Source organism: Sphingobacterium wenxiniae (genome assembly GCF_900116225.1).
In the GTDB taxonomy this organism is placed as follows: domain Bacteria; phylum Bacteroidota; class Bacteroidia; order Sphingobacteriales; family Sphingobacteriaceae; genus Sphingobacterium; species Sphingobacterium wenxiniae.
This window is the reverse complement of the sequence record NZ_FOZZ01000002.1, coordinates 490,248-513,447: the sequence shown is the minus strand read 5'-3', so window position 1 is coordinate 513,447 and position 23,200 is coordinate 490,248. Positions and strand designations below refer to the sequence as shown.

At 41.2% G+C, this 23,200-nt stretch carries 23 protein-coding genes; 11 read left to right on the top strand and 12 right to left on the bottom strand.

Features of this window, described 5'->3' with window-relative positions:
* Positions 1-60: 60 nt before the first annotated feature.
* The 6 genes from BM375_RS04715 to BM375_RS04680 form a co-directional block, all read right to left on the bottom strand.
* A complete protein-coding gene (locus BM375_RS04715) occupies positions 61-1,182 on the bottom strand; it encodes a serine hydrolase domain-containing protein (protein ID WP_093364021.1) in 1,122 nt (373 codons plus the stop codon).
* On the bottom strand, positions 1,179-1,823 hold the full coding sequence (locus BM375_RS04710; RefSeq protein ID WP_093364019.1) for a peptidylprolyl isomerase: 645 nt from the start codon (positions 1,821-1,823) through the stop codon (positions 1,179-1,181). Before BM375_RS04710 ends, BM375_RS04715 begins: the two co-directional genes overlap by 4 nt.
* 182 nt (positions 1,824-2,005) lie before the next feature.
* Positions 2,006-2,344, bottom strand: coding sequence for a DUF2853 family protein (locus BM375_RS04705; protein ID WP_093364017.1), 339 nt, complete (start codon positions 2,342-2,344; stop codon positions 2,006-2,008).
* A gap of 81 nt (positions 2,345-2,425) precedes the next feature.
* Complete coding sequence (locus BM375_RS04700; protein ID WP_093364016.1) at positions 2,426-4,453, bottom strand: M3 family metallopeptidase; 2,028 nt, start codon at positions 4,451-4,453, stop codon at positions 2,426-2,428.
* A gap of 343 nt (positions 4,454-4,796) precedes the next feature.
* On the bottom strand, positions 4,797-5,225 hold the full coding sequence (locus tag BM375_RS17635; RefSeq protein ID WP_139227497.1) for a DUF3626 domain-containing protein: 429 nt from the start codon (positions 5,223-5,225) through the stop codon (positions 4,797-4,799).
* 1,215 nt (positions 5,226-6,440) lie between these two features.
* Entirely contained in the window at positions 6,441-7,085 is a 645-nt protein-coding gene (locus tag BM375_RS04680; protein ID WP_244525820.1) for a YqgE/AlgH family protein, read from the bottom strand.
* Positions 7,086-7,147: 62 nt separating this feature from the next.
* Here BM375_RS04680 and pdxH point away from each other — a divergent pair, with 62 nt between their 5' ends.
* The 8 genes from pdxH to BM375_RS04640 all read left to right on the top strand — a co-directional run bounded on the left by pdxH (position 7,148) and on the right by BM375_RS04640 (position 14,676).
* On the top strand, positions 7,148-7,801 hold the full coding sequence (gene pdxH, locus BM375_RS04675; RefSeq protein ID WP_093364011.1) for a pyridoxamine 5'-phosphate oxidase: 654 nt from the start codon (positions 7,148-7,150) through the stop codon (positions 7,799-7,801).
* A 3-nt stretch (positions 7,802-7,804) separates the two neighbouring features.
* Positions 7,805-8,293, top strand: coding sequence for an NADH-quinone oxidoreductase subunit C (locus BM375_RS04670; RefSeq protein WP_093364010.1), 489 nt, complete (start codon positions 7,805-7,807; stop codon positions 8,291-8,293).
* Complete coding sequence (locus BM375_RS04665) at positions 8,293-9,495, top strand: NADH-quinone oxidoreductase subunit D (RefSeq protein WP_244525819.1); 1,203 nt, start codon at positions 8,293-8,295, stop codon at positions 9,493-9,495. Before BM375_RS04670 ends, BM375_RS04665 begins: the two co-directional genes overlap by 1 nt.
* A gap of 202 nt (positions 9,496-9,697) precedes the next feature.
* Positions 9,698-11,035, top strand: coding sequence for a dihydroorotase (locus BM375_RS04660; protein WP_093364008.1), 1,338 nt, complete (start codon positions 9,698-9,700; stop codon positions 11,033-11,035).
* 5 nt (positions 11,036-11,040) lie between these two features.
* On the top strand, positions 11,041-12,090 hold the full coding sequence (locus tag BM375_RS04655; protein ID WP_093364007.1) for a S66 peptidase family protein: 1,050 nt from the start codon (positions 11,041-11,043) through the stop codon (positions 12,088-12,090).
* Position 12,091: 1 nt separating this feature from the next.
* The gene (locus BM375_RS04650; RefSeq protein WP_244525818.1) at positions 12,092-13,591 is read left to right on the top strand and encodes a M14 family zinc carboxypeptidase; all 1,500 of its coding nucleotides are present in this window, start codon (positions 12,092-12,094) and stop codon (positions 13,589-13,591) included.
* 142 nt (positions 13,592-13,733) lie between these two features.
* On the top strand, positions 13,734-14,216 hold the full coding sequence (gene parS / locus BM375_RS04645; protein ID WP_093364005.1) for a type II RES/Xre toxin-antitoxin system antitoxin: 483 nt from the start codon (positions 13,734-13,736) through the stop codon (positions 14,214-14,216).
* Positions 14,217-14,223: 7 nt separating this feature from the next.
* On the top strand, positions 14,224-14,676 hold the full coding sequence (locus tag BM375_RS04640; RefSeq protein ID WP_093364004.1) for an RES family NAD+ phosphorylase: 453 nt from the start codon (positions 14,224-14,226) through the stop codon (positions 14,674-14,676).
* A gap of 30 nt (positions 14,677-14,706) precedes the next feature.
* Here the strand turns inward: BM375_RS04640 and BM375_RS04635 are convergent, their stop codons facing one another.
* Complete coding sequence (locus BM375_RS04635) at positions 14,707-15,708, bottom strand: beta-ketoacyl-ACP synthase III (RefSeq protein ID WP_093364002.1); 1,002 nt, start codon at positions 15,706-15,708, stop codon at positions 14,707-14,709.
* Positions 15,709-16,045: 337 nt separating this feature from the next.
* Positions 16,046-16,789, bottom strand: coding sequence for a 3-oxoacyl-[acyl-carrier-protein] reductase (gene fabG / locus BM375_RS04630; RefSeq protein ID WP_093364001.1), 744 nt, complete (start codon positions 16,787-16,789; stop codon positions 16,046-16,048).
* 228 nt (positions 16,790-17,017) lie between these two features.
* On the opposite strand from fabG, the gene BM375_RS04625 reads away from it, so the two are divergent.
* The 3 genes from BM375_RS04625 to BM375_RS04615 all read left to right on the top strand — a co-directional run bounded on the left by BM375_RS04625 (position 17,018) and on the right by BM375_RS04615 (position 20,390).
* The gene (locus BM375_RS04625) at positions 17,018-18,511 is read left to right on the top strand and encodes a malate:quinone oxidoreductase (protein WP_093363999.1); all 1,494 of its coding nucleotides are present in this window, start codon (positions 17,018-17,020) and stop codon (positions 18,509-18,511) included.
* A gap of 192 nt (positions 18,512-18,703) precedes the next feature.
* Positions 18,704-19,327 (top strand): nicotinamide riboside transporter PnuC, encoded by a 624-nt coding sequence (gene pnuC, locus BM375_RS04620; protein ID WP_093363997.1) that lies wholly within the window; start codon positions 18,704-18,706, stop codon positions 19,325-19,327.
* Positions 19,320-20,390: an acyl-CoA dehydrogenase family protein gene (locus BM375_RS04615; protein WP_139227494.1), complete on the top strand. Its 1,071-nt coding sequence runs from the start codon at positions 19,320-19,322 to the stop codon at positions 20,388-20,390. The genes pnuC and BM375_RS04615 overlap by 8 nt, the downstream gene beginning before the upstream one ends.
* 83 nt (positions 20,391-20,473) lie before the next feature.
* Here BM375_RS04615 and BM375_RS04610 read toward each other — a convergent pair whose 3' ends face one another.
* From BM375_RS04610 to BM375_RS04595, 4 genes are all read right to left on the bottom strand, one after another.
* Positions 20,474-20,965 carry a GNAT family N-acetyltransferase gene (locus tag BM375_RS04610; RefSeq protein WP_093363994.1) on the bottom strand — a complete coding sequence of 164 codons (492 nt, stop codon included), beginning with the start codon at positions 20,963-20,965 and terminating at the stop codon, positions 20,474-20,476.
* Positions 20,962-21,255 (bottom strand): type II toxin-antitoxin system TacA family antitoxin, encoded by a 294-nt coding sequence (locus BM375_RS04605; RefSeq protein ID WP_093363993.1) that lies wholly within the window; start codon positions 21,253-21,255, stop codon positions 20,962-20,964. The genes BM375_RS04610 and BM375_RS04605 overlap by 4 nt, the downstream gene beginning before the upstream one ends.
* A gap of 90 nt (positions 21,256-21,345) precedes the next feature.
* Positions 21,346-22,143 carry an integrin alpha gene (locus tag BM375_RS04600; RefSeq protein WP_093363991.1) on the bottom strand — a complete coding sequence of 266 codons (798 nt, stop codon included), beginning with the start codon at positions 22,141-22,143 and terminating at the stop codon, positions 21,346-21,348.
* 4 nt (positions 22,144-22,147) lie between these two features.
* On the bottom strand, positions 22,148-23,140 hold the full coding sequence (locus BM375_RS04595) for an LLM class flavin-dependent oxidoreductase (RefSeq protein ID WP_093363990.1): 993 nt from the start codon (positions 23,138-23,140) through the stop codon (positions 22,148-22,150).
* Positions 23,141-23,200 lie beyond the last annotated feature (60 nt).

Here is a 23,200-nt window from a genome sequence, read left to right as displayed (position 1 = left end):
AGAAGAACAAATTTTATCCATTGAAGTTTTTAAGAAAATTGTTTGGGGCTATATGTTGTTCTAAAAATTATTGGCATATACCTTATTCAGCCATATAAACAGATGATCGGGGACGACCTTTGGGAGTTTCAGATGTTGAACAGTTTCTTCAAAAACTGTGGCTATAGCGAGATCGTCTCTGTTGGTAAATATGCTGATGATAAGTTCTTGATGGGGAACTATGTAGATAATATTATTGAATCCCGTCGATTCGCCGGAATGGAACAAGTGGAGTTGTCTATTATTGTCACGGAAAAGGAAAAGTCCAAGGTCGTAAGCAATACCATCATGCACCGGAATAGCATTTTCTTGGAATGAGTTAAGGAAATCCGCATTATCAAAATCGTTGAAAAGGCGTGCGGATGCCCACCGATGGTAATCCTCCACAGAAAAGTAAACACCACCATCGCCTTGCGTAGCACTGGTCAGGCTTTGGTCTGCAAACCGGAAATGATCTCCGGTAGGGTGATAACCGTATGCACGATTTTTAATGACCGATTGCGGATTATAAACCAAACCATCTAAAATCCCAATAGGTTGAAAGAGCTGTTTTTGTACGAAATCGGCAAAGGGTTTCTGGGCGACTTTTTCCACCAATAGCGCAAGTAGACAATACCCCGTATTGCTGTAGCGGAATTGGGTACCAGGGGAGAAGTATAGCTGATCTTTCAGCTTGGAGAGCCGTAATACATCCTTATCGGTCAATTGTGCCTGCTGTCCATCAGGAATAAGATCTTCGTAATCCCAGATACCGGAAGTATGGGTTAACAAATGGCGGGGAGTAACTTGTTGCCAGCTGTCAGGCAAGTGGCTGAAATACATGGAAAGTGGTTGATCCAGATTCAATTTGTTGTGTTCTCCAAGACGATATACCGCTCGAGCGGTCACTTGTTTACTGACGGAAGCCATACGGAAACGCGTAGTTCTCGTTATCTTTTCTTGCGTTTCTATGTAAGCCAGACCTTTTTGGAAGCTGTATATAGGGATTCCCCCCTTACTGATATGTACCGATATGCCCGGAGCTTCTGGACTGGGATAGTGTTCATGCAGACGTTCGTCCAAATATGCCTTGTCTATTTCTTGCCCATGACTTTGCATGTTGAATAATGAAGCGATTAACAATAATAAGAGTTTATTCTTCATTCCTTAATCTCCGTAATTTGAAAAGGGATTTTCTTGATCGGAAAATCGCCCTTATCTGTTTTGGTTTTGCTCATGTTGATTAAAACATCAAGACCCTCATACACCTCCCCGAAAACAGTAAAATCATTGTCCAGCCGCGGCTGTCCACCATTTTGCAAATAGTATGTACGTTGTTCGGCGGTGTAAACTAACTTTTTTTTCTGTTCTAGGGCATCTAATTCTGATTCAGTGATGGGTTTACCAACGACAAAGTAGATTTGGTTGAGGAAAGAAGCTTTCTCTAGGTTATTATCTCTTCCAGCACCCAAAGCTCCCATTTTGTGATAAGCGCGTTGGTCAAATTCCGCTGACAGACGTGGTTTATGCCCCATAGGATCTGCTGCTTCGCGCTTTTCGATGTCTATATCATGTTCGCCACCTTGTACGACAAAATTCTCAATAACCCGATTGAACAAGGCATTTTGATAAACATCAGTTTTGATGGCATTCAGTATCAAATCCCGGTGATTTGGCGTAAAGTCGTATAACAGTACCTTGAAATTTCCGTACGGTGTTTCAAACAGAAGCTTGTGGCTTTGTGCAGATGTGGAAACAAAACAGAAGAAGAATAGAAAGCAAAAGAGGTAAAGTGTTTTTTTCATAAGTTAGATTAGGTTGGAATAAGAAATAGCTATGCATCATTTATGCATCATTTCGATGAGGAATGAGGAGAAATCTATTGTTAAATAGGTAAATTAATACCATTCATCCATAGATTTCTCCCTTTGGTCGAAATGACGTCAATATCGTTTAGATAATCTTTTCGACTGTCTTATATTTGTTTTTATGCGTAAACGCTTTCTTTTTTGAATTTTTTGACCAAAAGTGCATACACGATGGCTCTATATTTATTCCTGTTGGAGCGACCAACTTGCTCAATAACTTCATCGATAGCTTTGTCCAATTCAGGCCCATCAGATAAACCTAGTTTCTTCACCAAGAAGTTTTGCTTCACTCTGTCTAATTCCGCTTGATCGGATGCAGCAATGGTCTCTGCATCGGCGTTATAGATGGAAGGACCTAAGCCTTTCGCCACAGCTGTCAATAACTTCTCGTCAATGGATAGATTTAACTTTTTTGCTTCTGCAACGTATGCAGCTACTTTTTCTTCAAATTTGCTCATAAATTTATTCTTTATAAATTGAATTTATTTTGTATTAAAGTTAAATGTCTTTATCGAAAAAGAAAAGAAAAATCTTAATTTTTATAGTAATCCTGCTCGCTTCAATAGTGCATCAACAGTTGGTTCTTGCCCTCTGAAATCTATGTACAGTTCCATGGGATGTTTCGTTCCTCCTTGTGATAAGATATGGGCTTTGAATTTATCGGCTATTTCCCGGTTGAATATGCCATTTTGTTTGAAATAATCGAAGGCATCAGCATCCAATACTTCGGCCCATTTGTAACTGTAGTAACCAGAAGCATATCCACCATCAAAGATATGGGAGAAGGATGGACTCATGGCATTTTCCTTAACATCCGGATAGAGTTGCGTGGAATCAAAGGCCCTCTGTTCGAAGACTTTGACGTCATTGACTTCCGTAGGAGATTGTCCATGCCATTGTATATCTAACAGGCCGAAGCTAAGCTGGCGCAAGGTGGCCATACCTTCCATAAAGGATGCTGATTCCTTAATCTTCTCGACCAATTCCATCGGGATGGTTTCGCCGGTTTGGTAATGTTTTGCAAAACTTGCCAGCGCTTCTTCTTCATAGCACCAATTTTCCATGATCTGGCTTGGAAGTTCTACAAAATCCCAATATACCGAAGTTCCCGAAAGGGTAGGATAGACCGTATTGGCTAGCATACCGTGCAAGGCATGTCCGAACTCGTGGAAGAGCGTGGTGACTTCGTTGAAGGTCAACAGCGAAGGTTTGGTGGCTGTGGGGCGCGTGAAGTTGCAGACGATCGATACATGTGGGCGCTCCATCTTGCCGCCTTTAACGTACTGCGGTTTGAAAGAAGTCATCCAGGCTCCATTGCGTTTTCCTTTTCTCGGAAAAAAGTCAGCATAGAAAATAGCAACAAGCTGATTTTGTTCGTCACGCACCTCAAATGTCTGCACTTCGGGGTGATATTTGTCAATATTGTCTACTTCTAAGAAATGAAGCCCAAAGAGTTTTTCCGCAACAAGGAAAGCACCGGACAAAACATTTTCCAACTTGAAATATGGCTTGAGTAGCTCGTCGTCCAACTGAAATTTTTTCTGCTTTAGTTTCTCCGTATAATACGCTCCATCCCATTTTTCTAACTGCTCAATGCCATCCAACTCTTTGGCAAATTGTGTAAGCTCATCAAATTCTTTAAGCGCAGCAGGTTTGGCTTTTTCCAGAAGATCGTTTAAAAAAGCCTTTACTTTTGCAGGACTTTGCGCCATACGTTCCTCCAACACGAAGTCGGCATGCGTATCATATCCAAGTAATTGTGCCCGTTGGTGGCGGAGGTTTACAATCTTAAGGATATTTGCTTCGTTATTATGTTCATTTGCCTGGAAAGCCTTTCTTCCAGCTGCTAAAGCAACTTCCTTCCGCAATGCTCTATTAACAGCATACGTCACGAAGGGGATATAGCTTGGGTAATGCAGGGTGAAAATCCAGCCATCCTTCCCTTGTTCCTGTGCCAGTCCGCGTGCGGCTTCGATAGTGCCCTCCGGTAATCCGGCTAAGTTCCTTTCATCGGTGATGTGCAGTTCGTAAGCATTGGTTTCGGCAAGTAGGTTTTCACCAAACTTCAATTTAAGCACCGATAGCTCTGCATCGATTTTGCGGAGCTGTTCTTTCTTGTCATCGTCCAATAAAGCACCATTGCGGACAAAATCTTTATAGGACTTTTCCAAAAGCGTTTGTTGTTCGATGGTGAGATTTAGACTATCCTTTTGATTATAAACTTCGTGAATACGTTTGAAAAGGTCAAAGTTCAGTGTGATGTCATTTGCCAGCTGGGACAGTTTCGGAGCCACTTCTTGAGCAATACGCTCCATCTCGTCATTGGTTTCTGCCGAATGCAGGTTGAAAAAGATATTGGAAATGCGGTCCAGCGGCATTCCCGAATAAGCCATTGCAGCAATGGTATTCTCGAAAGTCGGCGATTCGGAATTATGTGTAATGGCGTCAATTTCCTGTTTGGTTTCCGCAATAGCTGTATCAAATGCGGGAATATAATCGGAGGTCTGTATCTGTGAAAAAGGAGCCGTGTCATGCACGGTATTGAAAGGTTTGTTCAAAATGTTCATGTAGGTAAAATTAACAAATTTGTGTGAGAAAAATTTGTATGGATATTGTCTTTGTTCGGACAACAAATTTCGAGACACTTAAAAACAGGGTAACGCATCAAAAATGTTTTTAGTGAGAGTCGTGTTGAGGGGAAATGGAGGGTTTTATTAGACAGTTTTTTATATCGCCCAGACCCCAGAAAGTTTTCGCTTGGCGTCAAGATAAGAATGCTTGCATTATTATCCTCTCCCCAACCCTCTCCAAAGGAGAGGGAGCGTATAGTTTGCTACCTGTCTAACTGTCAAGGAAATTAATTGGTTTCCCTCTCCTTGGGAGAGAGCCTGTCCCGGCTTTGACGGGAGATTAAGGGTGAGGAGCCAAACTTGTCCTGTTTGAGCATAGCGGTAACCTCGCCTGAGTCGAGGCACTGCGAGGGATGTGCATGTTTTTCATACTCGTTTGCAAACGAGGACGAGCGAAGGACAGTTCTAAGCTGTTATATTGTGATTTTATTTCAGTGTTTGATAAAGCCTTTCCGATGATGTAGGCATTGATAATTCCATTGTCAGCTATTTTTTTTGCGAAAGTTTTAGTTTCAATGCCTCTAAAATCGTCAGGAAAAATGTTGTCATTCAATTCACACCCAAGATTCCAAATAAGTGATATATCAAATTTCTCACAAAGTAACGTTGCATAAAAATTATCAAAAAGTTTGTTCTCCCAGTCATCTCTATCTCCACCAATTTTTGCAGTTAAGCTTCCGGAAGATACGTTGGTCTGAAACTGAACAATTTAAAAATAAACATTATTTAAAATGCACAACGGGTCAAAAATTGTAAATATGTGCCAAAATTCAGCATGTCGGAAAAATTTTTTGGCACGATTTTACAATTTTTTAGGTGGTTTTAGAGAGCATTATTAAGGTGAAAAACTGAGTTTAATCTGCATTCAACACTGTTTTTGTCTTGAATAACAGCTTAAAATTTCAATAAACAAACTCTAGAGTTTCTGTTGCAAACGCTACCTTTTTTGTCAGACACGCTAGCGTGTCTGACAAAAAAGGTAGCGTTTATCTTCGACGTGGTAGCTTTTGAAACAGACGCTCTGGCTTTTCGGACAGAGAAGGTAGTATTTCTTTTGCGAACGTTAGCATTTGAAGCCTATTTCCTAGTGTTTTCAACAGAAAAGGTAGCGCTTCTATTAAAAACGTTAGCGTTTTAGCTCTACACGCTAACTTCTCGAACGCAAAAGGTAGGGCTTTTGCTGTAAACGCTAGCGTCTGCATTGTACTGGCTAGCTGTTCTGACGGAATAGCCCATGTGTCCAGGCAAATCTCCTATCCCGTTGTTTTGTGAAAAAGGCTCGACAAGCACAGCCTGAAATTGTCAAGTATAAACATGTCGCTTCAATGTTGCATCAGTCCCACAAGTCCGTATTTTGCCCTGACGCCTGATTCGCAGTCGACAAGCTCAGAATGACAATTAGGATGCCTTCTGTTTCATAATGCACAACGAGTTATGATAAAGTAAATTTAAATAGACTATACAGCTGCTTACATAGCTACAAACTTTAAAATAAAAACCTATAAGGTTTGGTTATATATCCATGAGAAAAACGGGGGCTCACGAACACCTCCGTATCTGGAAAAACCTTATAGGTTTAAATAGAAAACTTTAAAATAATATCAGTAGGGAATGGAGGGCAGTATATGATGTCGATTCCAGAATATAACTTAACAATGGTATTTACGGGTAGTAATTATGGTAATTGGAGGGGTAAACTCCCTTTTGAAGTTCTGTTGAAATATGTTATACCTTCGATTGAAAAATATCCCGTCCTCGTTTGAGCATAGCGGTAACCTCGCCTGAGTCAAGGCACTGCGAGGGATGTGCATGTTTTTCATGCTCGTTTGCAAACGAGTACGAGCGGAGTATCAGACTTCCGAAGTTTAACTGTGTGGAGAGCTTCGCCGTTTTAAAACTTCGGAAGTCTATATAATTTCCTATTTCAATTCAAATCCGGGCTTTTGGGGAAGTTGGCAACGTGGGCGTATTTTGGCCCCATACTGATAAGGGCTTGTTTCCAAAGGTCTTCACCGTCGCCAAGAAGCAATATATCCGTGGGAAATCGGTTGTGTACAGCCCAGCTGTTTTCCTGTATTTCACCTTCTAATTGTTCTGGTTCCCAGCCCGCATAGCCAATGAAAAATTTGATGTCCTGCGGTTCTATCAGGTTCTCATTAACTAAAAAGATAACCTGTTCAAAGTCACCACCAAGATAGATATCATCAATCAACTGGTAACTATTTTCTATTTTATCAGGGCAATGATGTATGAAATACAGCGCATCGACTTGTACAGGGCCGCCAATATATAGGGGGAATGCATCATTTTCCACGCCTTGCAGAATATCAGCCAGGGTAAGATTGGATTTATGGTTTAGGACGAAGCCCATCGTACCATCTTTTTCATCGTGCTCGCACAATAAGATAACCGACCGTTCAAAATTTGGGTCGAGCATAAACGGTTCGGAGAGCAATAAACTTCCTTTTTGTGGTTTGAGTGCATTAAACATACGATTCCTCTGTTGCGTACTCGTGATAAATACTTTTTCAATATAAAACAAATTACATACAATTACAATTTTTTGCATTTTAATCCAGCTAATCGTTACGTTTTGATTAAGTTTGCGATAAGAATAAACAGTTATTGGTCATGTCTATTATTCACAAAGATATAGCATCTATTCGGGCTGATTATAGTAAGTTCAGTCTGGACGAAGGCGACGTGCTGTCGGATCCAGTTGCGCAGTTTCAGAGATGGTTTGCCGACGCTTTACATGCAGAAGTGGTAGAACCCAATGCGATGACTTTATCTACATGGAGTGAAGAGGGATTTCCTTCTTCACGGATTGTATTGCTCAAGGATATCAAGCCCGATGGTTTTAGCTTCTTTACCAATTATAACAGCCGCAAAGGACAGTCGATGGAACAGAATAACAAAGTTTCTACACTTTTCTTTTGGCCAGAGCTGCAGCGGCAGGTGCGTATCGAAGGTATCGTTGAACGCCTTCCTGCGGAAGATTCCGATGAATATTTTGCTTCACGGCCTAAAGGCAGCCAAATAGGTGCGATTGCATCGCCGCAAAGCCAGGTTTTGGAAGACCGAAAAATGTTGGAAAGACTTGTGGACAACGTTGAACAACAATTTGCCGACACGGATGCTGTACCTCGTCCGGTGTATTGGGGCGGTTATCTTATTAAACCCGTTCGCGTAGAATTTTGGCAGGGTAGAAGTAGTCGTCTGCATGACCGTATTGTATATTTAAAAGACGGAAGCCAATGGGTAAGACGTCGCTTAGCACCTTAACCAATGATAGAACAAGCGAAAAAAAGAATTATAGATCAGTTTGGTGAAGAAGCCGCTATTGCTGTAGAAGAAGGTCTGCAACCGATTTTGGTCGTGAACCCAGATTATCTGAAGGACATCTGTTTCCTGTTGCGGGATACGGAAGGTTTCTATTTTGATTTTCTGTCGAATATTTCCGGTGTTGATTATTATCCCGAATCCCGTTTTTCCGTGGTATATCATTTAGCTTCGATTCCTTATCAGACCCAACTGATCTTAAAAGTGAATATCGAGAATGAACGTGCATTGGATCAATTGCCGGAAGTACCCTCGGTAGCGGATATATGGCGTACGGCCGACTGGCATGAGCGGGAAGCTTTTGATTTAGTGGGTATCTATTTTTCTGGTCATCCCGATTTGCGGCGTATTCTTCTGCCCGACGATTGGGAAGGTTATCCATTACGTAAGGATTATGAAGACCCAGAAGCTTATCATGGAATTGCTATTAAATAATGCTTGCACAGATGCCGAATTATAACGAAGGTTTAGAAAAATACAATCAGAAAATTGCTTCCGTAACTTCCCAGGAAATGGTCATCAATGTAGGGCCACAGCATCCTTCCACGCATGGGGTTTTGCGTTTGGAATTGATTACCGATGGAGAAGTGGTGAAGGATATTATTCCGCATTTAGGGTACCTGCACCGTTGTTTCGACAAGCATGCGGAATCCATGAATTACACGAAGACCATTCCATTTACCGATCGGTTGGACTACTTGGCCTCCATGAACAATAGTCATGCTTTCGTAATGGGCGTGGAGCGAATGCTGGGTATAGATAAAGCCATTCCTAAGCGAATAGAGTACATCCGTGTATTGGTTTGTGAGCTGAACCGTATTGCTTCGCACCTAATTGCCATTGGTACCTATGGCATCGATATTGGAGCTTTTACACCTTTTATGTGGTGTTTTCGTGATCGTGAGCATATCATGAACATGTTGGAATGGGCTTCAGGATCACGGATGTTATACAATTATATCTGGATTGGTGGACTGTTTTATGATCTTCCGGTAGGGTTTGAGGATCGTTGCAAAGAGTTTGTGGAATATTTTAAGCCTAAATTGGTGGAGCTGGATGATTTGCTTTCTAATAATCAGATTTTTATTTCCCGTACGGCGAATATAGGTGCATTACCTGCAGATGTGGCTATCAACTACGGGTGCAGCGGCCCCATGTTGCGCGCATCGGGCATAAAATGGGATTTACGTAGAGTAGATGCCTATTCTGTCTATCCGGAGATTGATTTTGAAATTCCTGTAGGAAAAGGCGAAATGGGTGTTTTGGGAGATTGCTGGGATCGATATAAGGTTCGTGTAGACGAGGTGAAGGAATCGGTGAAAATCATTGAACAATGTTTGGATAGGCTTACGAAAGACTTTCAAAGAACACCGGATTTTGACCCACGTGCCTTGGTGCCGAAGAAGGTGAATTTAAAGTCGCAAGAATATTACATTCGGGCAGAAAACCCGAAAGGAGAACTTGGGTTTCATTTCGTCACGCAAGAACGTACGGATATTCCCAGACGTGTAAAAGCCAGAGGCCCAAGTTTTAATAACTTATCTGTGTTGCCGGAACTTGGCCGTGGACAGCTTATAGCAGACCTGATAGCGATCTTAGGATCTATCGATATTGTACTCGGTGAAGTGGACCGATAAAACATTTTTTGTAATCCAATAGGAAAGTGGTAAATTTATACTCTCATAATTTAAGTTTATAATTGGTTAATTAAAAGCCCGCAATCTGCCGATTGTGGGCTTTTTCTTTGTTTTTGCGGTGAAACCTATAAGGTTTTGGAAACCTTATAGGTTTAAAGTTTTTCTATTATCTTTGACCTATATCAACATTAATCAATAGTATATGTCGTCTATTCTTATCAAATCAGCTCAAGTCGTCAACGAAGGAAAAACTACGAAAGCTGATGTCTATATCAATCAAGGACGGATTGAGATGATTGCAGAAGAAATCAATCATCCTGCCGATCAGGTTATTCAAGCAGAAGGTCTACATCTTTTGCCGGGACTGATTGATGATCAGGTGCATTTCCGTGAGCCTGGTTTGACGTATAAAGCTGATATCTGGCATGAAAGCCGGGCTGCGGTAGCAGGAGGGACCACTTCCTTTATGGAGATGCCCAATACTGTGCCGAATACGTTGACCCAACAATTATTGGAGGATAAATACACTATTGCATCGGAGAAATCTTTAGCAAACTATTCCTTTTTTATGGGAGCTGCTAATGATAATCTGGATGAGGTGCTAAAGACTAATCCTCGTGATGTCTGCGGTATCAAGATATTCATGGGATCCTCTACCGGGAATATGTTAGTGGATAATCAGGAGACTTTAGAAAATATTTTTGCGCAAGCGCCAACGTTAATTGCCGTACATTGTGAGGATGAAGCAACTGTGCAACGTAATCTCGCTGCCTTCAAGGAAAAATATGGCGAAGAAAACCTAACAGCTTCTATGCACCCTTTAATTCGTTCAGAAAAAGCTTGTTACCTATCTTCATCTAAAGCAGTTGAGCTGGCTAAAAAACACAATACCCGCTTGCATATTCTGCACATATCTACGGCAAAGGAGACTGCCCTCTTTGCAAATGATGTGCCTTTGGAACAAAAACGTATCACTGCCGAAGCTTGTGTACACCATCTTTGGTTCTGTGACAAGGATTATGATGAAAAAGGCAATTTCATCAAGTGGAATCCAGCTGTGAAGACAGAAGCCGATCGTGATGGTATTCTGAAAGCTGTGTTAGACGGATATATCGATGTGATTGCCACAGACCATGCACCGCACACCCTCGAAGAGAAGCAAAAACCTTATGCACAAGCACCTTCGGGAGGCCCATTAGTACAACATGCTTTACAGGCGTTGCTGGATATGGTAAAAGGCGGTAAGCTTACTTTGGAACAGCTGGTGCTGAAAACTGCACACAATACAGCGACCCTATTCCAGATTGAAAGTCGTGGATTTATACGGGAAGGGTACTGGGCGGATTTGGTTTTGGTAGATCTTGATAAACCTTATACTGTAACGAAGGAGAATATTCTATCCAAATGCGGATGGTCACCTTTTGAAGAGCATACTTTTTCTTCCAGTATTGCCCACACTATCGTGTCCGGACAGCTGGCTTATACGGAGGGAAAGATTGTAGAAGTGGGGACTGGACATCGTCTTTTGTTTAACCGTTAAGTAATATGGACAAACGTAGCTTCTTAAAAATGTTTGGCTTAAGCATGGCTGCACTTTCTACAAGTGGAGCATTTGCGTCGTTCGATACCAAGCAACTGTCAAAGCCTTTACTTAAACCCAAGGTTCTAAAGAAAGGAGATACTATTGGGTTGATTACACCGGCTGGGCCTTTGCATAATGAAGACCATATAGCCCACAGTAAGGAGTTGTTGGAAGCTTTAGGATTTAAGGTGAAAGAAGGGAAGTATATTCGTACGCAATACGGACATTTAGCGGGAACAGATGAAGAGCGTATTGAAGACTTACATGCGATGTTCGCTGATCCAGAAGTAAAGGGTATGCTGTGTGTGCGAGGAGGAAACGGCGCTTCAAGATTGTTGGATAGATTAGACTATGACCTTATTCGTAGTAATCCCAAAGTTTTGCTTGGCTACAGTGATATTACAGCCTTGATCATGGCCTTTTATACAAAGATTGGTTTAGTTAGTTTTCACGGAGCTGTTGGGAATAGCCAATGGAGTAATCGCATGGCGAGAGCTTTTGAAGAACAATTCTATGATAACAAATTGCAGAAATTTATTAATCCCGAGGATACAGCAGATACCATTATTCCTTATAATAATCGTATAACCACCATTCATAAAGGAACTGCCGAAGGCACCCTGTTGGGCGGTAACTTTACATTAATAACCGGTCTTTGTGGTTCCGAATATTTACCTGATTTTAAAGACGCTATTTTATTTATAGAAGAAATTGGAGAAAATATGTCCCGCTTGGACCGTATGTTCTGTCAATTAAAAAACACAGGTATTCTATCCTCAATTAAAGGTTTTGTTTTTGGTCATTGTACCGACTGTAACCCCATACCGGGGGAGTATAGCTCCCTTAATTTGCATCAGCTATTTACGGACTATATCAAACCTTTGGGGATTCCAGCATTTTCGGGTGCTCGTATAGGCCATATTAGGGATCAGTTTATCCTTCCCGTAGGCGTACAGGTTAGGATGAATGCTGATGAGGGAACAATAGAACTTCTGGAACAGGCGTTATTGTAGTATGATGAAGCATACATTCTACTTTTTGATTTTATTCACGGTTTTACAATCCTGTCAGGGTTTGTCACAGCAACAACAAGATTATTCGGATGCAATGACTTTAGATAGCAGTCAATATAATACATTACATACTACTTATAAGGAAACAGCTTTGTTTCATCGACGCTTTAAACACCAGGATGTAGATTCTCTTGTGCAGTCACATCGGGAAAGAGGTACTTTGTCGGTTGAAGAAGTCGGAAAGTCTGCTGAAAATAGATCGATTTATAAATTGCAATATGGTAAAGGTGATAAAGTAGTGATGCTCTGGTCACAGATGCATGGCGATGAACCTACGGCAACAATGGCGTTATTTGACCTGTTCAATTTTTTGGAAAGTAAAGATGATGGATTTGATGAGGTGCGTACTTTGCTACAGGATAAATTGACGCTACACTTCATCCCGATGTTGAATCCCGATGGAGCAGAGCGTTATGCACGTCGTAATGCACAGTATATCGACCTGAACCGGGACGCTCGCAAAGGACAGACCGTAGAAGGCGGGCTTTTGCGAAAATTAGGACAATCCATCAAACCGTCTTATGGTTTTAATCTGCACGATCAGAATATCTATTATAATGTACCCGGAACGAAAAATCCTGTTACGATTTCGCTTTTAGCACCAGCCTACAATGAAGGGCGTGAGGTTAACGAGGTGCGTAAGGGAGCGATGCAGATTATTGTGGGCATTAATAATCTTTTGCAGCAATATATTCCGGATGCGGTTGCCAAATACGATGATACCTACAGCCCGAGAGGTTTTGGTGATAATTTTCAAAGTTGGGGTGCCAGTACAGTGTTAATTGAATCTGGAGGGTTGAAAGGCGATCCTGAGAAGCAGGAAATCCGAAAACTGAATTTTGCCATCATATTAAATGCTTTGATAGAAATTGCTCAAGATTCTTATAGAAAATATGATGCTAAAGGATACGATGAGATTCCATTCAATGCGTCGCAGATGCACGATGTGGTTATCCGAAATATAGAAATTGGAACGGCCGACATACCGTTAAAGACGGATATTGCTTTGCGTAGAGGAGAAATCACTGTGGGCAACGATTATTTTGTGCGAGGTAGGATAGAGGATATTGGCGATTTGGAAGATTCTTACGGTTACGATGATGTCGATGCAGAAGGCTTACGGTTTATCCAGGGCAAAACCTATGAAAAAACCTTTGAATCGGTAGAACAATTGGATAGAAAACAGATTTGGGATCTGCTCCGCCAAGGTTACATTGCGGTGAGGGTTCAAAGCAACAAAGGACCGGAACGGTTACATGATCTACCTATCGTTGCTTTTACGCAGCAGAGCTTTATAGCTACACCACAGATTACCATCAGCGGTACCAGTAATTTCTTTGTGGGCAATGGGGAAACGCTACGCTATGCTGTTGTCAACGGTTATTTAATAGACCTCAATGAGGAACCGCCTACAGGAATTTATAAAAATAGGGTAAATTGATGAGTGTTTGTATGCAGCCCCGAAAAAGCCAATATAGCAATGGAGAGTATTTTTTGGGAGGAAAAATAGATTTCATTTGAAAAACCAAAATAAAAAGATTAAATTTGTACTGATGATAGTATAAATTTAATCTTTTGTAGCCATGAAATCTAACAAAGTCAAAGCATACGATACAGAAGTAACCCCGGTTGGCCTTGTCGAAGAAGCGCCTACTGCTTACTACACCGGTAGCCGTACAATCCCGCTGAATCTACTGACCTCTGTTCAAAAGATGGACATCAGCAAGCAAGGTATTTCCAAAAGATACTTGGAGAGTTTTAAAAAAGAAGCCTCGTTGGATTATCCGACTTTGGCGGATGCCTTATCCGTTACGAGAGCAACGCTTATCAACAAAAAAGGAAATCAAAAATTCAATGAACAGGTCAGTGAACGCATTGTTTCCCTTGCGGATTTATATGCATTCGGTTACGAGGTGTTTGAAAGCCGGGAGCTCTTCAATGAATGGATGTCTGCACCTAATCACGCTTTGGGCGGGATAGCTCCGATTCATATCATGAACAGCTATTACGGTCGTGAAGAGGTGAGAAATATCATTGGTCGCATCGCTTACGGCGTTTATTCCTAAGTATCGGATGTTAGTCTATAGAATCGGAAAAACACAGTATGCCGATGACTTGAGTGGCACAGGGTCTAAGTTGTTTGGTGGTCGATGGAACCACATCAATATACCTTGTATCTATACGTCCGAGAGTCGTGCTTTGGCGATATTGGAGTATTCGGTCAATGTGGAAGTCGTGCTTATCCCCAAGAATTTAAGTATGGCTGTGTTTGAGATTGAAGAAAAAGATATTTACGAAATCGGCACACAGGATTTGCATCCTGATTGGAAAGATATTCCCACACCTTTATCGAGCAAAGAACTCGGTAGCAAGCTGCTGTTGCAAAATATCTCGATCATCAAAGTACCTTCGGTCGTCGTCGAACAGGAATACAATTATATCCTCCATCCATCGGCACACCACCAATCGTTTAGACTGGTCGATATACAGTCTTTTGCGTATGATGTGCGGATTAAGGGAGGATAGAGTGCTGCAGCAGAAATTCTAAGGGTGAATTTATATCATCCAACGGAGTAAGCTGGCGCCCCAAGAGAAGCCTGCACCAAAGGCCGTCAACATAATCAAATCGCCAGTGTTGATCTGCTTGATATTCTGCCATATACACAAAGGAATAGTGGCAGCAATTGTGTTGCCCAGATATTCGATATTACTCAAAGCTCGGCCTTCTGGTATATTGAGCGATCGCCCTACGGCATCAATAATGCGCTGATTAGCCTGATGCGGTACTAACCAGTTTACATCTGCTATCTGTAGATTGTTGCGATGAAGCACTTTCGTACAAGCATCACTCATGGATTGGACAGCATGTTTGAATACTGTTTTGCCATCTTGACGAAGATAACGGCTTTCTGTTTCAATAGCATTTGCTTCGATAGGATATAGTGAACCACCCGCTTCAATAGTCAGGAACTCACGACCACCTCCATTGCTTGTTAAGTAAGCGTCCATGATTCCTCCCTCTTGGGAAGGCTCTAACCAAACCACACCTGCACCATCACCAAAAAGAATATTTGTCGAGCGGTCATAAATATTGACATATCGGCTGATATTGTCGGCGCCGACAACCAAGACATTTTTATAGCGTCCGGTCTCGACCAAAGATGCTGCCATATCTAATGCATAAAGGAACCCCGAACAGGCAGCATTCATATCGAATGCCCATACGTTGCGTAGACCTAATTTTTCAGCAATGATATTAGCTGTTGCCGGCATAGGCATATCGGGAGTAGAGGTCGCAACCAATAAGGCGTCGACATCACTTAGATTCTTGTTATACTGTAGGGCTAAATCCTGTATGGCTTTTACTGCCATATCCGAAGTGGCAAGATCGTGTTCTAAGATACGACGCTCTTTGATTCCTGTACGCTTCACAATCCATTCATCGGAGGTATCGCATACCTTTTCCAAATCATAATTGGTGCGTTTGCTCTGGGGTACATAACCGCCAATACCGGTTATGGCTGCATATTGTCTGTTCGCCACAGTGTTTATACTCATTCTATCTTTTTAACCTTATCTTTTTCTCATTTTTGATTCCAACCCCTCTAATGTTTTATCACTTGTAAGATTTAATTAAGTATCCGGAACCAAAGGGCGTAAAAATAGGATATTTAGGCAGGCTATTGCTTTCAATATGGTATTGTGACAAAATAATTACGATAAATAAGGGAAATGAGCAGAAAAACAGACTGAAATAAAAATCTGCTATTGGTGAGCAGAATATTGTTTTGTAAAATTGTTTTTTACAGTTATTTGTTCTTGTTGATAAGAACCCTTTACCACCTTGGCAGGGTTTTAAACCCTGCCAAGGTGTAAAGGGTGAAAGGGCAATTTCTTACAACATACCGCCATCAACAGGGATAACCTGTCCATTGATGTAGGTTGAAAGATCTGAAGCCAGAAACAAGCAAGCATTGGCCACATCTTCTGGCTCACCGGCACGTTTCAGCGGGATATTTGCTTCCCACCCAGCTACGACTTTCGGATCCAATACATCTGTCATCTCCGTACGGATAAAACCAGGAGCAATAACGTTTGTACGGATATTCCGTGAACCTAATTCTTTTGCTACTGATTTTGAGAAACCGATGATACCTGCTTTGGAAGCAGCATAGTTGGCTTGTCCGGCATTTCCTTGCACACCTACTACGGAACTCATATTGATGAAAGAGCCTTTGCGGTTTTTCATCATGATTTTTGAGGCAGCTTTGGTTACGTTGAAGATAGATTTCAAGTTGATATTGATAACATCATCCCAGTTTTCCTCAGTCATACGCATCAAAAGACCGTCTTTAGTAATACCTGCGTTGTTGACAACAACATCCAATGTGCCAAATTCAGCGACAATGCTGTCAATTAATTGCTCTGCTTCTTCAAATTTTGAAGCGTCAGAACGGAATCCTTTTACTTTTGTGCCGTATTGCTGAAGCTCTTTTTCTAAAGCCTCGCCTTTTTCAACGGACGATAAATATGTAAATGCTACATTTGCCCCGTGCTGTGCAAATACTTCAGCGATCTTTCTTCCTATACCTTTTGATGCTCCTGTTACCAGAGCTACTTTGCCTTCTAATAATTTCATGTTATGCAATATTAGTACTGTAATTCTATATTCAAACAAAAATGTTAAATATTCGGCATATATCACAATTTAATTTCGGATTTATCAGAAGGGGATAAAATACCTTAAAGAGAGAAAGTCGATTATCTTTTGACACTTATTATTTTCCTATATTTAATGAAAGAATTTTGACATTTTCATTCGACAAAAACCGTTTCGATTATTAATTTTGTACGGAATTCAAAAATCATGGGTAAAAAAACTAAAAAATCCGAAGTTGATGTTGTTCTGATTGGGGCGGGAATCATGAGTGCCACATTGGGTACACTGATTAACGAGCTTAGCCCGGATATAGATATCGAAATCGTTGAAAGGTTGGATGTCGTTGCTGCTGAAAGTTCAGATGCATGGAACAATGCCGGAACAGGTCACTCCGCTCTTTGCGAGCTCAACTACACACCGGAACAACCGGATGGAAGTGTGAAGATTGATAAAGCAATTAATATTGCCGAACAATTTGAGATTTCCAAGCAGTTTTGGACATACTTGGTGGAAAAGGATATCTTAAAGAATCCTTCTGAATTCATCCGTCAGGTACCACACATGAGTGCCGTGTTCGGTGAAAATGACGTAAAGTTCCTGCGTAAGCGCTTTGAAGCAATGGAAAAAGAAACCTTATTCAAAGGCATGGTGTACACAGAGGATAAAGCCATTATGAAAGAATGGATTCCATTAATGATGGATGGTAGACCTGAAGAAGAAGCTATGGCTGCCACACGTATGGAAATCGGTACAGATGTGAACTTCGGTACGTTGACCCGTGATTTGATCAGACATTTGCAAACGAAAGACAACGTCAAGCTTTCTTTGAATCAAGAGGTGCGCGATATCGAACGTGAGGATGATGGAAGATGGGAAGTAGAGATTAAAGACCTCAAAACAGGTGAAAAACGTGAAATCAAAGCCAAGTTTGTTTTTATTGGTGCTGGTGGAGGTTCTATCTTATTATTGGAAAAATCGGGTATTCCAGAAGCTCGCGGTTTCGGAGGCTTCCCGGTAGGTGGACAGTGGTTGCGTTGCAAAAATGAGGAAATCATCAAGCAGCATCATGCCAAAGTATATGGTAAAGCTTCTGTTGGAGCGCCACCGATGTCGGTTCCGCATTTGGATACGCGTTATATCGATGGTAAGCAAGCGCTGTTGTTTGGGCCGTATGCCGGTTTTTCGACCAAGTTCCTAAAACGCGGTTCTTACTTTGATTTACCTTCGTCCATTAAATTGTCGAATATCCGTCCGATGCTGTCTGCTGGGTTGGGTAATCTGGATTTGACCAAATATTTGATTACGGAGGTGATGAAGAGTCCTTCCGACAAGTTGGATTCATTGAAGCAGTTTATGCCTACGGCGAAACTGGAAGATTGGGGAATAGAAATTGCAGGACAACGTGTGCAGGTCATTAAAAAAGACCCTAAGCATGGTGGTATCTTGGAATTCGGTACAGAGGTAGTTTCCAGTGCGGACGGATCTATTGCAGCTTTGTTGGGGGCTTCACCAGGAGCATCTACTTCGGTTGCTATTATGATCAGTCTTTTGAAACGTTGTTTCCCAGAACGTGCGAAATCAGATGAATATCGCCGTAAACTGCGTGAAATGATTCCTTCATGGAGTAAAAAACTGAATGATGATCCGGCCTTATGTGAAGAGGTTCGTCGTCGTTCAAGTGAAGCATTAAAATTAGGATAATAAAAATTACTTATGGGGTGCTGAGGTTGTTTAAATGACAAAGGTTTAAACAACTCCTACAGGCTGAGAATATACCCAATCCCGGTTTCATTCGGGAGGAACCTGATCCAGGTAATGCTGGCGTAGGGATACATTTTCTATCTTGTCTATAGCATATTCCATAAGTGGGTATTTACTTATAATTACACACTTATGAATACATTTGAAATCTTAGAGAAAGTGCAGGAGGCATTCGTGCAAACCAGCTGGTTGGAACGGATAGCCGTTGTGTGCGGTATTTGTCAGGTGCTGCTTTCCAAAAAGAACAAAATTTCCAATTATTTTTTCGGTATAGTCTCGATTTTGCTAACGATATCCGTTCTGTACTCTGCAAAATTGTATGCTGAAATATTATTGAACCTTTATTACCTCACCATGAGCGTTTACGGGTGGTGGTACTGGAAAAACAGAACCAATGCACAACCTGTTTCTATCACAAGAGCCAGTAAGAAGGATTGGACGGTCGTATTATCCATCGTAGTCGGAGGATATGTTCTGCTATTTCTGTTCTTACATTATGTGACGGACTCGGATGTCCCTATGCTTGACGCTTTTGTCAGCAGCACTGCTTGGGCAGGAATGTGGCTTTTGGCGAAACGGAAATTAGAAAACTGGATATTGCTGAACATCAGTAACTTTGTGGCCGTGCCGCTTTTGTTTTATAAAGAACTTTATTTATTCTCTTTGCTCACCTTCGTTCTGTTCGTTATCGCTTTCTTTGGCTATTTCGAATGGAAAAAAATAATGAAAACCTCAACCCGACATGCACATGCTTAACGAACAGGATATATCGATACTAAAAGAAAATTTATTGCGCGGTATTCAGCTGAAAACCTTAACTGAGGAGCAATTACAACTGATTTACGACCGAAAATGGTTCAATATATGGGTACCGAAGGAATATGGTGGATTGGAACTTCCTTTGCGTCAAGGCTGTGAATTATTGGAAAACTTAGCGTATGAAGATGGTGGTTTTGGCTGGACGGTAACGTTATGTTCCGGGGCAAATATGTTTGCTGGATTTATTGAACCCCATGTAGCTAAATCGGTGTTCAACGAACGGAAAGTATGCCTCGGAGGGAGTGGGCAGGTGAATGGAAAGGCGGTGAAAACCCCGGATGGAGCTTATACCATCAGCGGACAATGGAAGTATGCAACCGGTGCTCCGCATCTTAGCCACTTTACGCTGAATGCCTGGATTTATGAAGATAACAGGCTCGTAACAGATGCGGAGGGCGAGCCTGTGTATAAATCTTTTTTCGTAGATAGGGACAGTGTACTTATCCATTATGACTGGGATACTTTTGGTTTGGAAACGACAGCGAGTCATAGTTTTTCTATTTCTGATTTAAGGGTTGAGGAAAACCGATCGTTTGACTTGCTTCCGGATAGAAGAAAACATAACGGAACCCTGTTTCATTATCCATTTATGACTTTTGCCGAATGCACCTTAGCCGTCAATTATATCGGTATGTTCAAAAGGTTTTTACATCTTTTTGAGAAGCAACTGTTACTTCGTTCAAAAGATGAGGTTTGGGCCTCAAGATGCGGAAAGGCTTTATCACAGATGTTGGGTAATATAGAGGTGCCGTTTCTTGAACAGATCAATCATCTATATGATCTTTTGGATAGAACCTGGGTTATGGATGCAGTAGGAGAGACATTGCAGGAGGAGATTGCGGTGTTGAGTCGTGCTATAGTCGCTTTTATACGCACGAAGACTGTGGAGTTATTTCCTTATACCGGTATATCCGGTGCCCAGCGTGATAATGAACTGAATATTGTATTTCGTAACTTATTTACGGCTTCGCAGCATGGTTTATTGAATTTGGCAGAATAGATAGAAAGATAAAAATAGGATTCGGCCTGGAAGGCGAGGTTCTTTGCGTTTGTCTGGAATTGACGGTTGGTGTTGTATTTCTTTTATCCAAATAGCTCTTGTAATGTTTTGGTAGCAATAATCATTTTTTCGCTGTCTGGAAGTTTTATGAAGTCATACTTTTTATAAAACTTTCCAGCTTCTTCATCTATTGGGTCAACCACCACAGCGAACGAACCTATTTCCTGTGAGATTTCGAAACTTCTTTTCAAGGCATCAATCAATAATATTTTTCCTATTCCTTTGCCCTGATGATTTTTGTAAATTGCTAATCTTCCGAGTAGAGTGGTTGGGATAGAAAGATAGGATTTAGGAAGTTTCTTTTGTATATGATTAGGAAAACTACTTAGAGGAATACTATTATTTGAGAGTGTATAATATCCTTGAATGTCTGTTCCGTTTTCACATAGTACAAAACAGGCAGATAACTTTCGTTTAATGTCTTGTCCTGCCTGTGTTTTTAGATAATTGTTTAAAAGCTCTTTTCCACAGTCAAAATCTTCCCGATGATGCTTTTTGTCTAAGAGTTCTATCATTTCTTGAGGTTTGAGATAAAAACATTATAGTCTTCTAAAGCATTTTTTAATGTTTTTGAGGGTTTCTTAGGGTTTGTAATTGCATCAAAAAATACCTGACTGTCTCTTTCGGAAGCAATTATCTGTTCTTTTTCCTGCACAATCTCTTTTGCTTTTTCTTGTACTGTCAAAATAACGAAATCGGTTAAGCTTCTATAACCGCCTAAATATGCAGCTTTTTCAAAAAATTGTTTTTGTTCTTTAGAAAGCCTTGCGTCAAATCGTGCATGTTCTTTGATTGCCGTACCCATAATTACCTGTTTTTTTTTTACAAATGTACGTAAAAAAACTGTACAAAAATATTTTGTACGGTAAATGTCTGTACGTAATGTTTTTTGAACCTAACAATCAAACTGTCGTGTGGCCTCATAAATGACAACCTTGTCTTTGGACATCTGAGAAGACAGAATAAGTAAGGTTCTTTCTTCTTCATAATCTCTGGGGGCTGACACGACAAAATCAGGTTTGCCGTCTTGGTCTAAATCACCTACGAAAAGAAGTCGGATAAATGTATCGTTAAAAGACTGTTCGGAAAGAATAGTATACGTATGTTTATCGGGGGTGGTCAGCAGCAATCTATAGTCACTTACCTCATGAAAGACCTGTTCCGTGTCGTTATCGTCTATATATTTTTCTGTACGATGAATCTTACCTAAGGCTTGCAGCATATAATGTTGCTTATTGAATGTGAATTCAGCCTTTTCTTCGGGCCATAACACTTGTTTCGGCACTGAAATTTGTACCGGTTTACCTTTCTTAACCTGCGGAACTTGAAGATAAAGCATACTGGAGCGGTGCGAAGTTATGATAACAAGGTCTACACCGGCACATTCATCGTAATCTTTAGACAAAGTATAGTGCAAAGTATCGAGGTGAAACTCTTCACCTTCCCTATATAAATCCAACCAATCCTGACTAAAAGAAATGGTACTATCCTTGTCTTCCCAAACACGGAAAGAACCAATGAGGGATGTTTGTGCCAAGATATACTCTATGCTATCGGTGTAGGCTGAGGATCTGGATTTATCCTCCAGGATGACGGAGGATAAATCTGTTGAAGCACCGGTTGCCGTTTTTGAGTTTGAGCTTAGGCAGGATGATGTGGCTGCCAAGATAGCCAGAATAAGGTAACGTGTCATGGGTTTAGTAGCTTAACGCTTCTTTCGTATATCTAAATGAATCTAATCGTGTCTGTCTGTCAAAGATATAATTTGTTGTCATTATTTCATCCACCTCGTAAGTTCTAACGAAAATTTCCACCTCTTCGCGTATTTTGTTAGTATCGCCTGTAAATGTACAAGATGTCATGCTATGTACTGCTCTTTCGATTTCGGGGATACCATCATAAATCACTTTTTCTGTCGGTGGAGAAAGTGGTTTTCTGAAGTTCGTGATAATGCCTGCAAACATGTTGAACAGACTGGTCGCCAAATAATCAGCTTCTGCTGTTGTTTCGGCAGCTACAATATTAACACAGGATATGAAATAAGGTTTTGCCAAATAGGATGAAGGTTTGAATTCTTCTTTATAGATAGCAGCGGCTTGGGCTAACATGGCCGGGGCAAAGTGAGCAGCAAAGGCATAGGGAAGGCCCAGTTCCGCTGCCAAATGCGCTGAATCTGTACTTGACCCCAATATATAGAGTGGAATAGCTAAGCCTTCGCCCGGAAATGCCCGGACTTTTTCCGATGGATCGTCGTTCTCAAAATAATGCAGCAAAGCTTTTACATCATCTTTAAAATAGAAGGGTGTATTGAGATTATTACGGCGTAAAGCCAACGCTGTAACCTGGTCTGTTCCCGGTGCACGACCAAGTCCCAGATCAATACGGTTAGGGTAAAGGGATTCTAAGGTGCCGAATTGCTCGGCCACAACTAAAGGAGAATGGTTGGGAAGCATGATACCACCAGAACCCACGCGGATTTTTGATGTTTTTTCCGCAACGTGACCTATAAGGACAGCTGTAGCCGAACTGGCAATATGCTCCATGTTATGGTGTTCCGCCAACCATATACGTTCGTATCCTAATTGCTCGATATATTGTGCACCTTCTACTGTTCTTTCAATGGCTTGCTTAGGGCTGTCACCTTTGCATACCGTAGCTAAATCCAATGCAGATAATTTCAGATTTTCCATAGCCCAAAAGTACCTTCTTCAATACAAAATACTGTAATCCCTATGTAAATAGGAGAAGAT

What these genes read in the sequence shown, in the direction of transcription:
- BM375_RS04610 (WP_093363994.1), bottom strand. Translation starts at nt 20,965, where the DNA reads ATGATAGAACTCTTAGACAAAAAGCATCATCGGGAAGATTTTGACTGT.
- BM375_RS04600 (WP_093363991.1), bottom strand. Translation starts at nt 22,143, where the DNA reads ATGACACGTTACCTTATTCTGGCTATCTTGGCAGCCACATCATCCTGC.
- BM375_RS04595 (WP_093363990.1), bottom strand. Translation starts at nt 23,140, where the DNA reads ATGGAAAATCTGAAATTATCTGCATTGGATTTAGCTACGGTATGCAAA.
- BM375_RS04705 (WP_093364017.1), bottom strand. Translation starts at nt 2,344, where the DNA reads ATGAGCAAATTTGAAGAAAAAGTAGCTGCATACGTTGCAGAAGCAAAA.
- BM375_RS04660 (WP_093364008.1), top strand. Translation starts at nt 9,698, where the DNA reads ATGTCGTCTATTCTTATCAAATCAGCTCAAGTCGTCAACGAAGGAAAA.
- parS (WP_093364005.1), top strand. Translation starts at nt 13,734, where the DNA reads ATGAAATCTAACAAAGTCAAAGCATACGATACAGAAGTAACCCCGGTT.
- BM375_RS04625 (WP_093363999.1), top strand. Translation starts at nt 17,018, where the DNA reads ATGGGTAAAAAAACTAAAAAATCCGAAGTTGATGTTGTTCTGATTGGG.
- BM375_RS04615 (WP_139227494.1), top strand. Translation starts at nt 19,320, where the DNA reads ATGCTTAACGAACAGGATATATCGATACTAAAAGAAAATTTATTGCGC.
- BM375_RS04655 (WP_093364007.1), top strand. Translation starts at nt 11,041, where the DNA reads ATGGACAAACGTAGCTTCTTAAAAATGTTTGGCTTAAGCATGGCTGCA.
- BM375_RS04710 (WP_093364019.1), bottom strand. Translation starts at nt 1,823, where the DNA reads ATGAAAAAAACACTTTACCTCTTTTGCTTTCTATTCTTCTTCTGTTTT.
- BM375_RS04605 (WP_093363993.1), bottom strand. Translation starts at nt 21,255, where the DNA reads ATGGGTACGGCAATCAAAGAACATGCACGATTTGACGCAAGGCTTTCT.
- BM375_RS04665 (WP_244525819.1), top strand. Translation starts at nt 8,293, where the DNA reads ATGCTTGCACAGATGCCGAATTATAACGAAGGTTTAGAAAAATACAAT.
- BM375_RS04715 (WP_093364021.1), bottom strand. Translation starts at nt 1,182, where the DNA reads ATGAAGAATAAACTCTTATTATTGTTAATCGCTTCATTATTCAACATG.
- BM375_RS04650 (WP_244525818.1), top strand. Translation starts at nt 12,092, where the DNA reads ATGATGAAGCATACATTCTACTTTTTGATTTTATTCACGGTTTTACAA.
- pdxH (WP_093364011.1), top strand. Translation starts at nt 7,148, where the DNA reads ATGTCTATTATTCACAAAGATATAGCATCTATTCGGGCTGATTATAGT.
- BM375_RS04635 (WP_093364002.1), bottom strand. Translation starts at nt 15,708, where the DNA reads ATGAGTATAAACACTGTGGCGAACAGACAATATGCAGCCATAACCGGT.
- BM375_RS04700 (WP_093364016.1), bottom strand. Translation starts at nt 4,453, where the DNA reads ATGAACATTTTGAACAAACCTTTCAATACCGTGCATGACACGGCTCCT.
- BM375_RS04640 (WP_093364004.1), top strand. Translation starts at nt 14,224, where the DNA reads ATGTTAGTCTATAGAATCGGAAAAACACAGTATGCCGATGACTTGAGT.
- pnuC (WP_093363997.1), top strand. Translation starts at nt 18,704, where the DNA reads ATGAATACATTTGAAATCTTAGAGAAAGTGCAGGAGGCATTCGTGCAA.
- fabG (WP_093364001.1), bottom strand. Translation starts at nt 16,789, where the DNA reads ATGAAATTATTAGAAGGCAAAGTAGCTCTGGTAACAGGAGCATCAAAA.
- BM375_RS04670 (WP_093364010.1), top strand. Translation starts at nt 7,805, where the DNA reads ATGATAGAACAAGCGAAAAAAAGAATTATAGATCAGTTTGGTGAAGAA.
- BM375_RS04680 (WP_244525820.1), bottom strand. Translation starts at nt 7,085, where the DNA reads ATGCAAAAAATTGTAATTGTATGTAATTTGTTTTATATTGAAAAAGTA.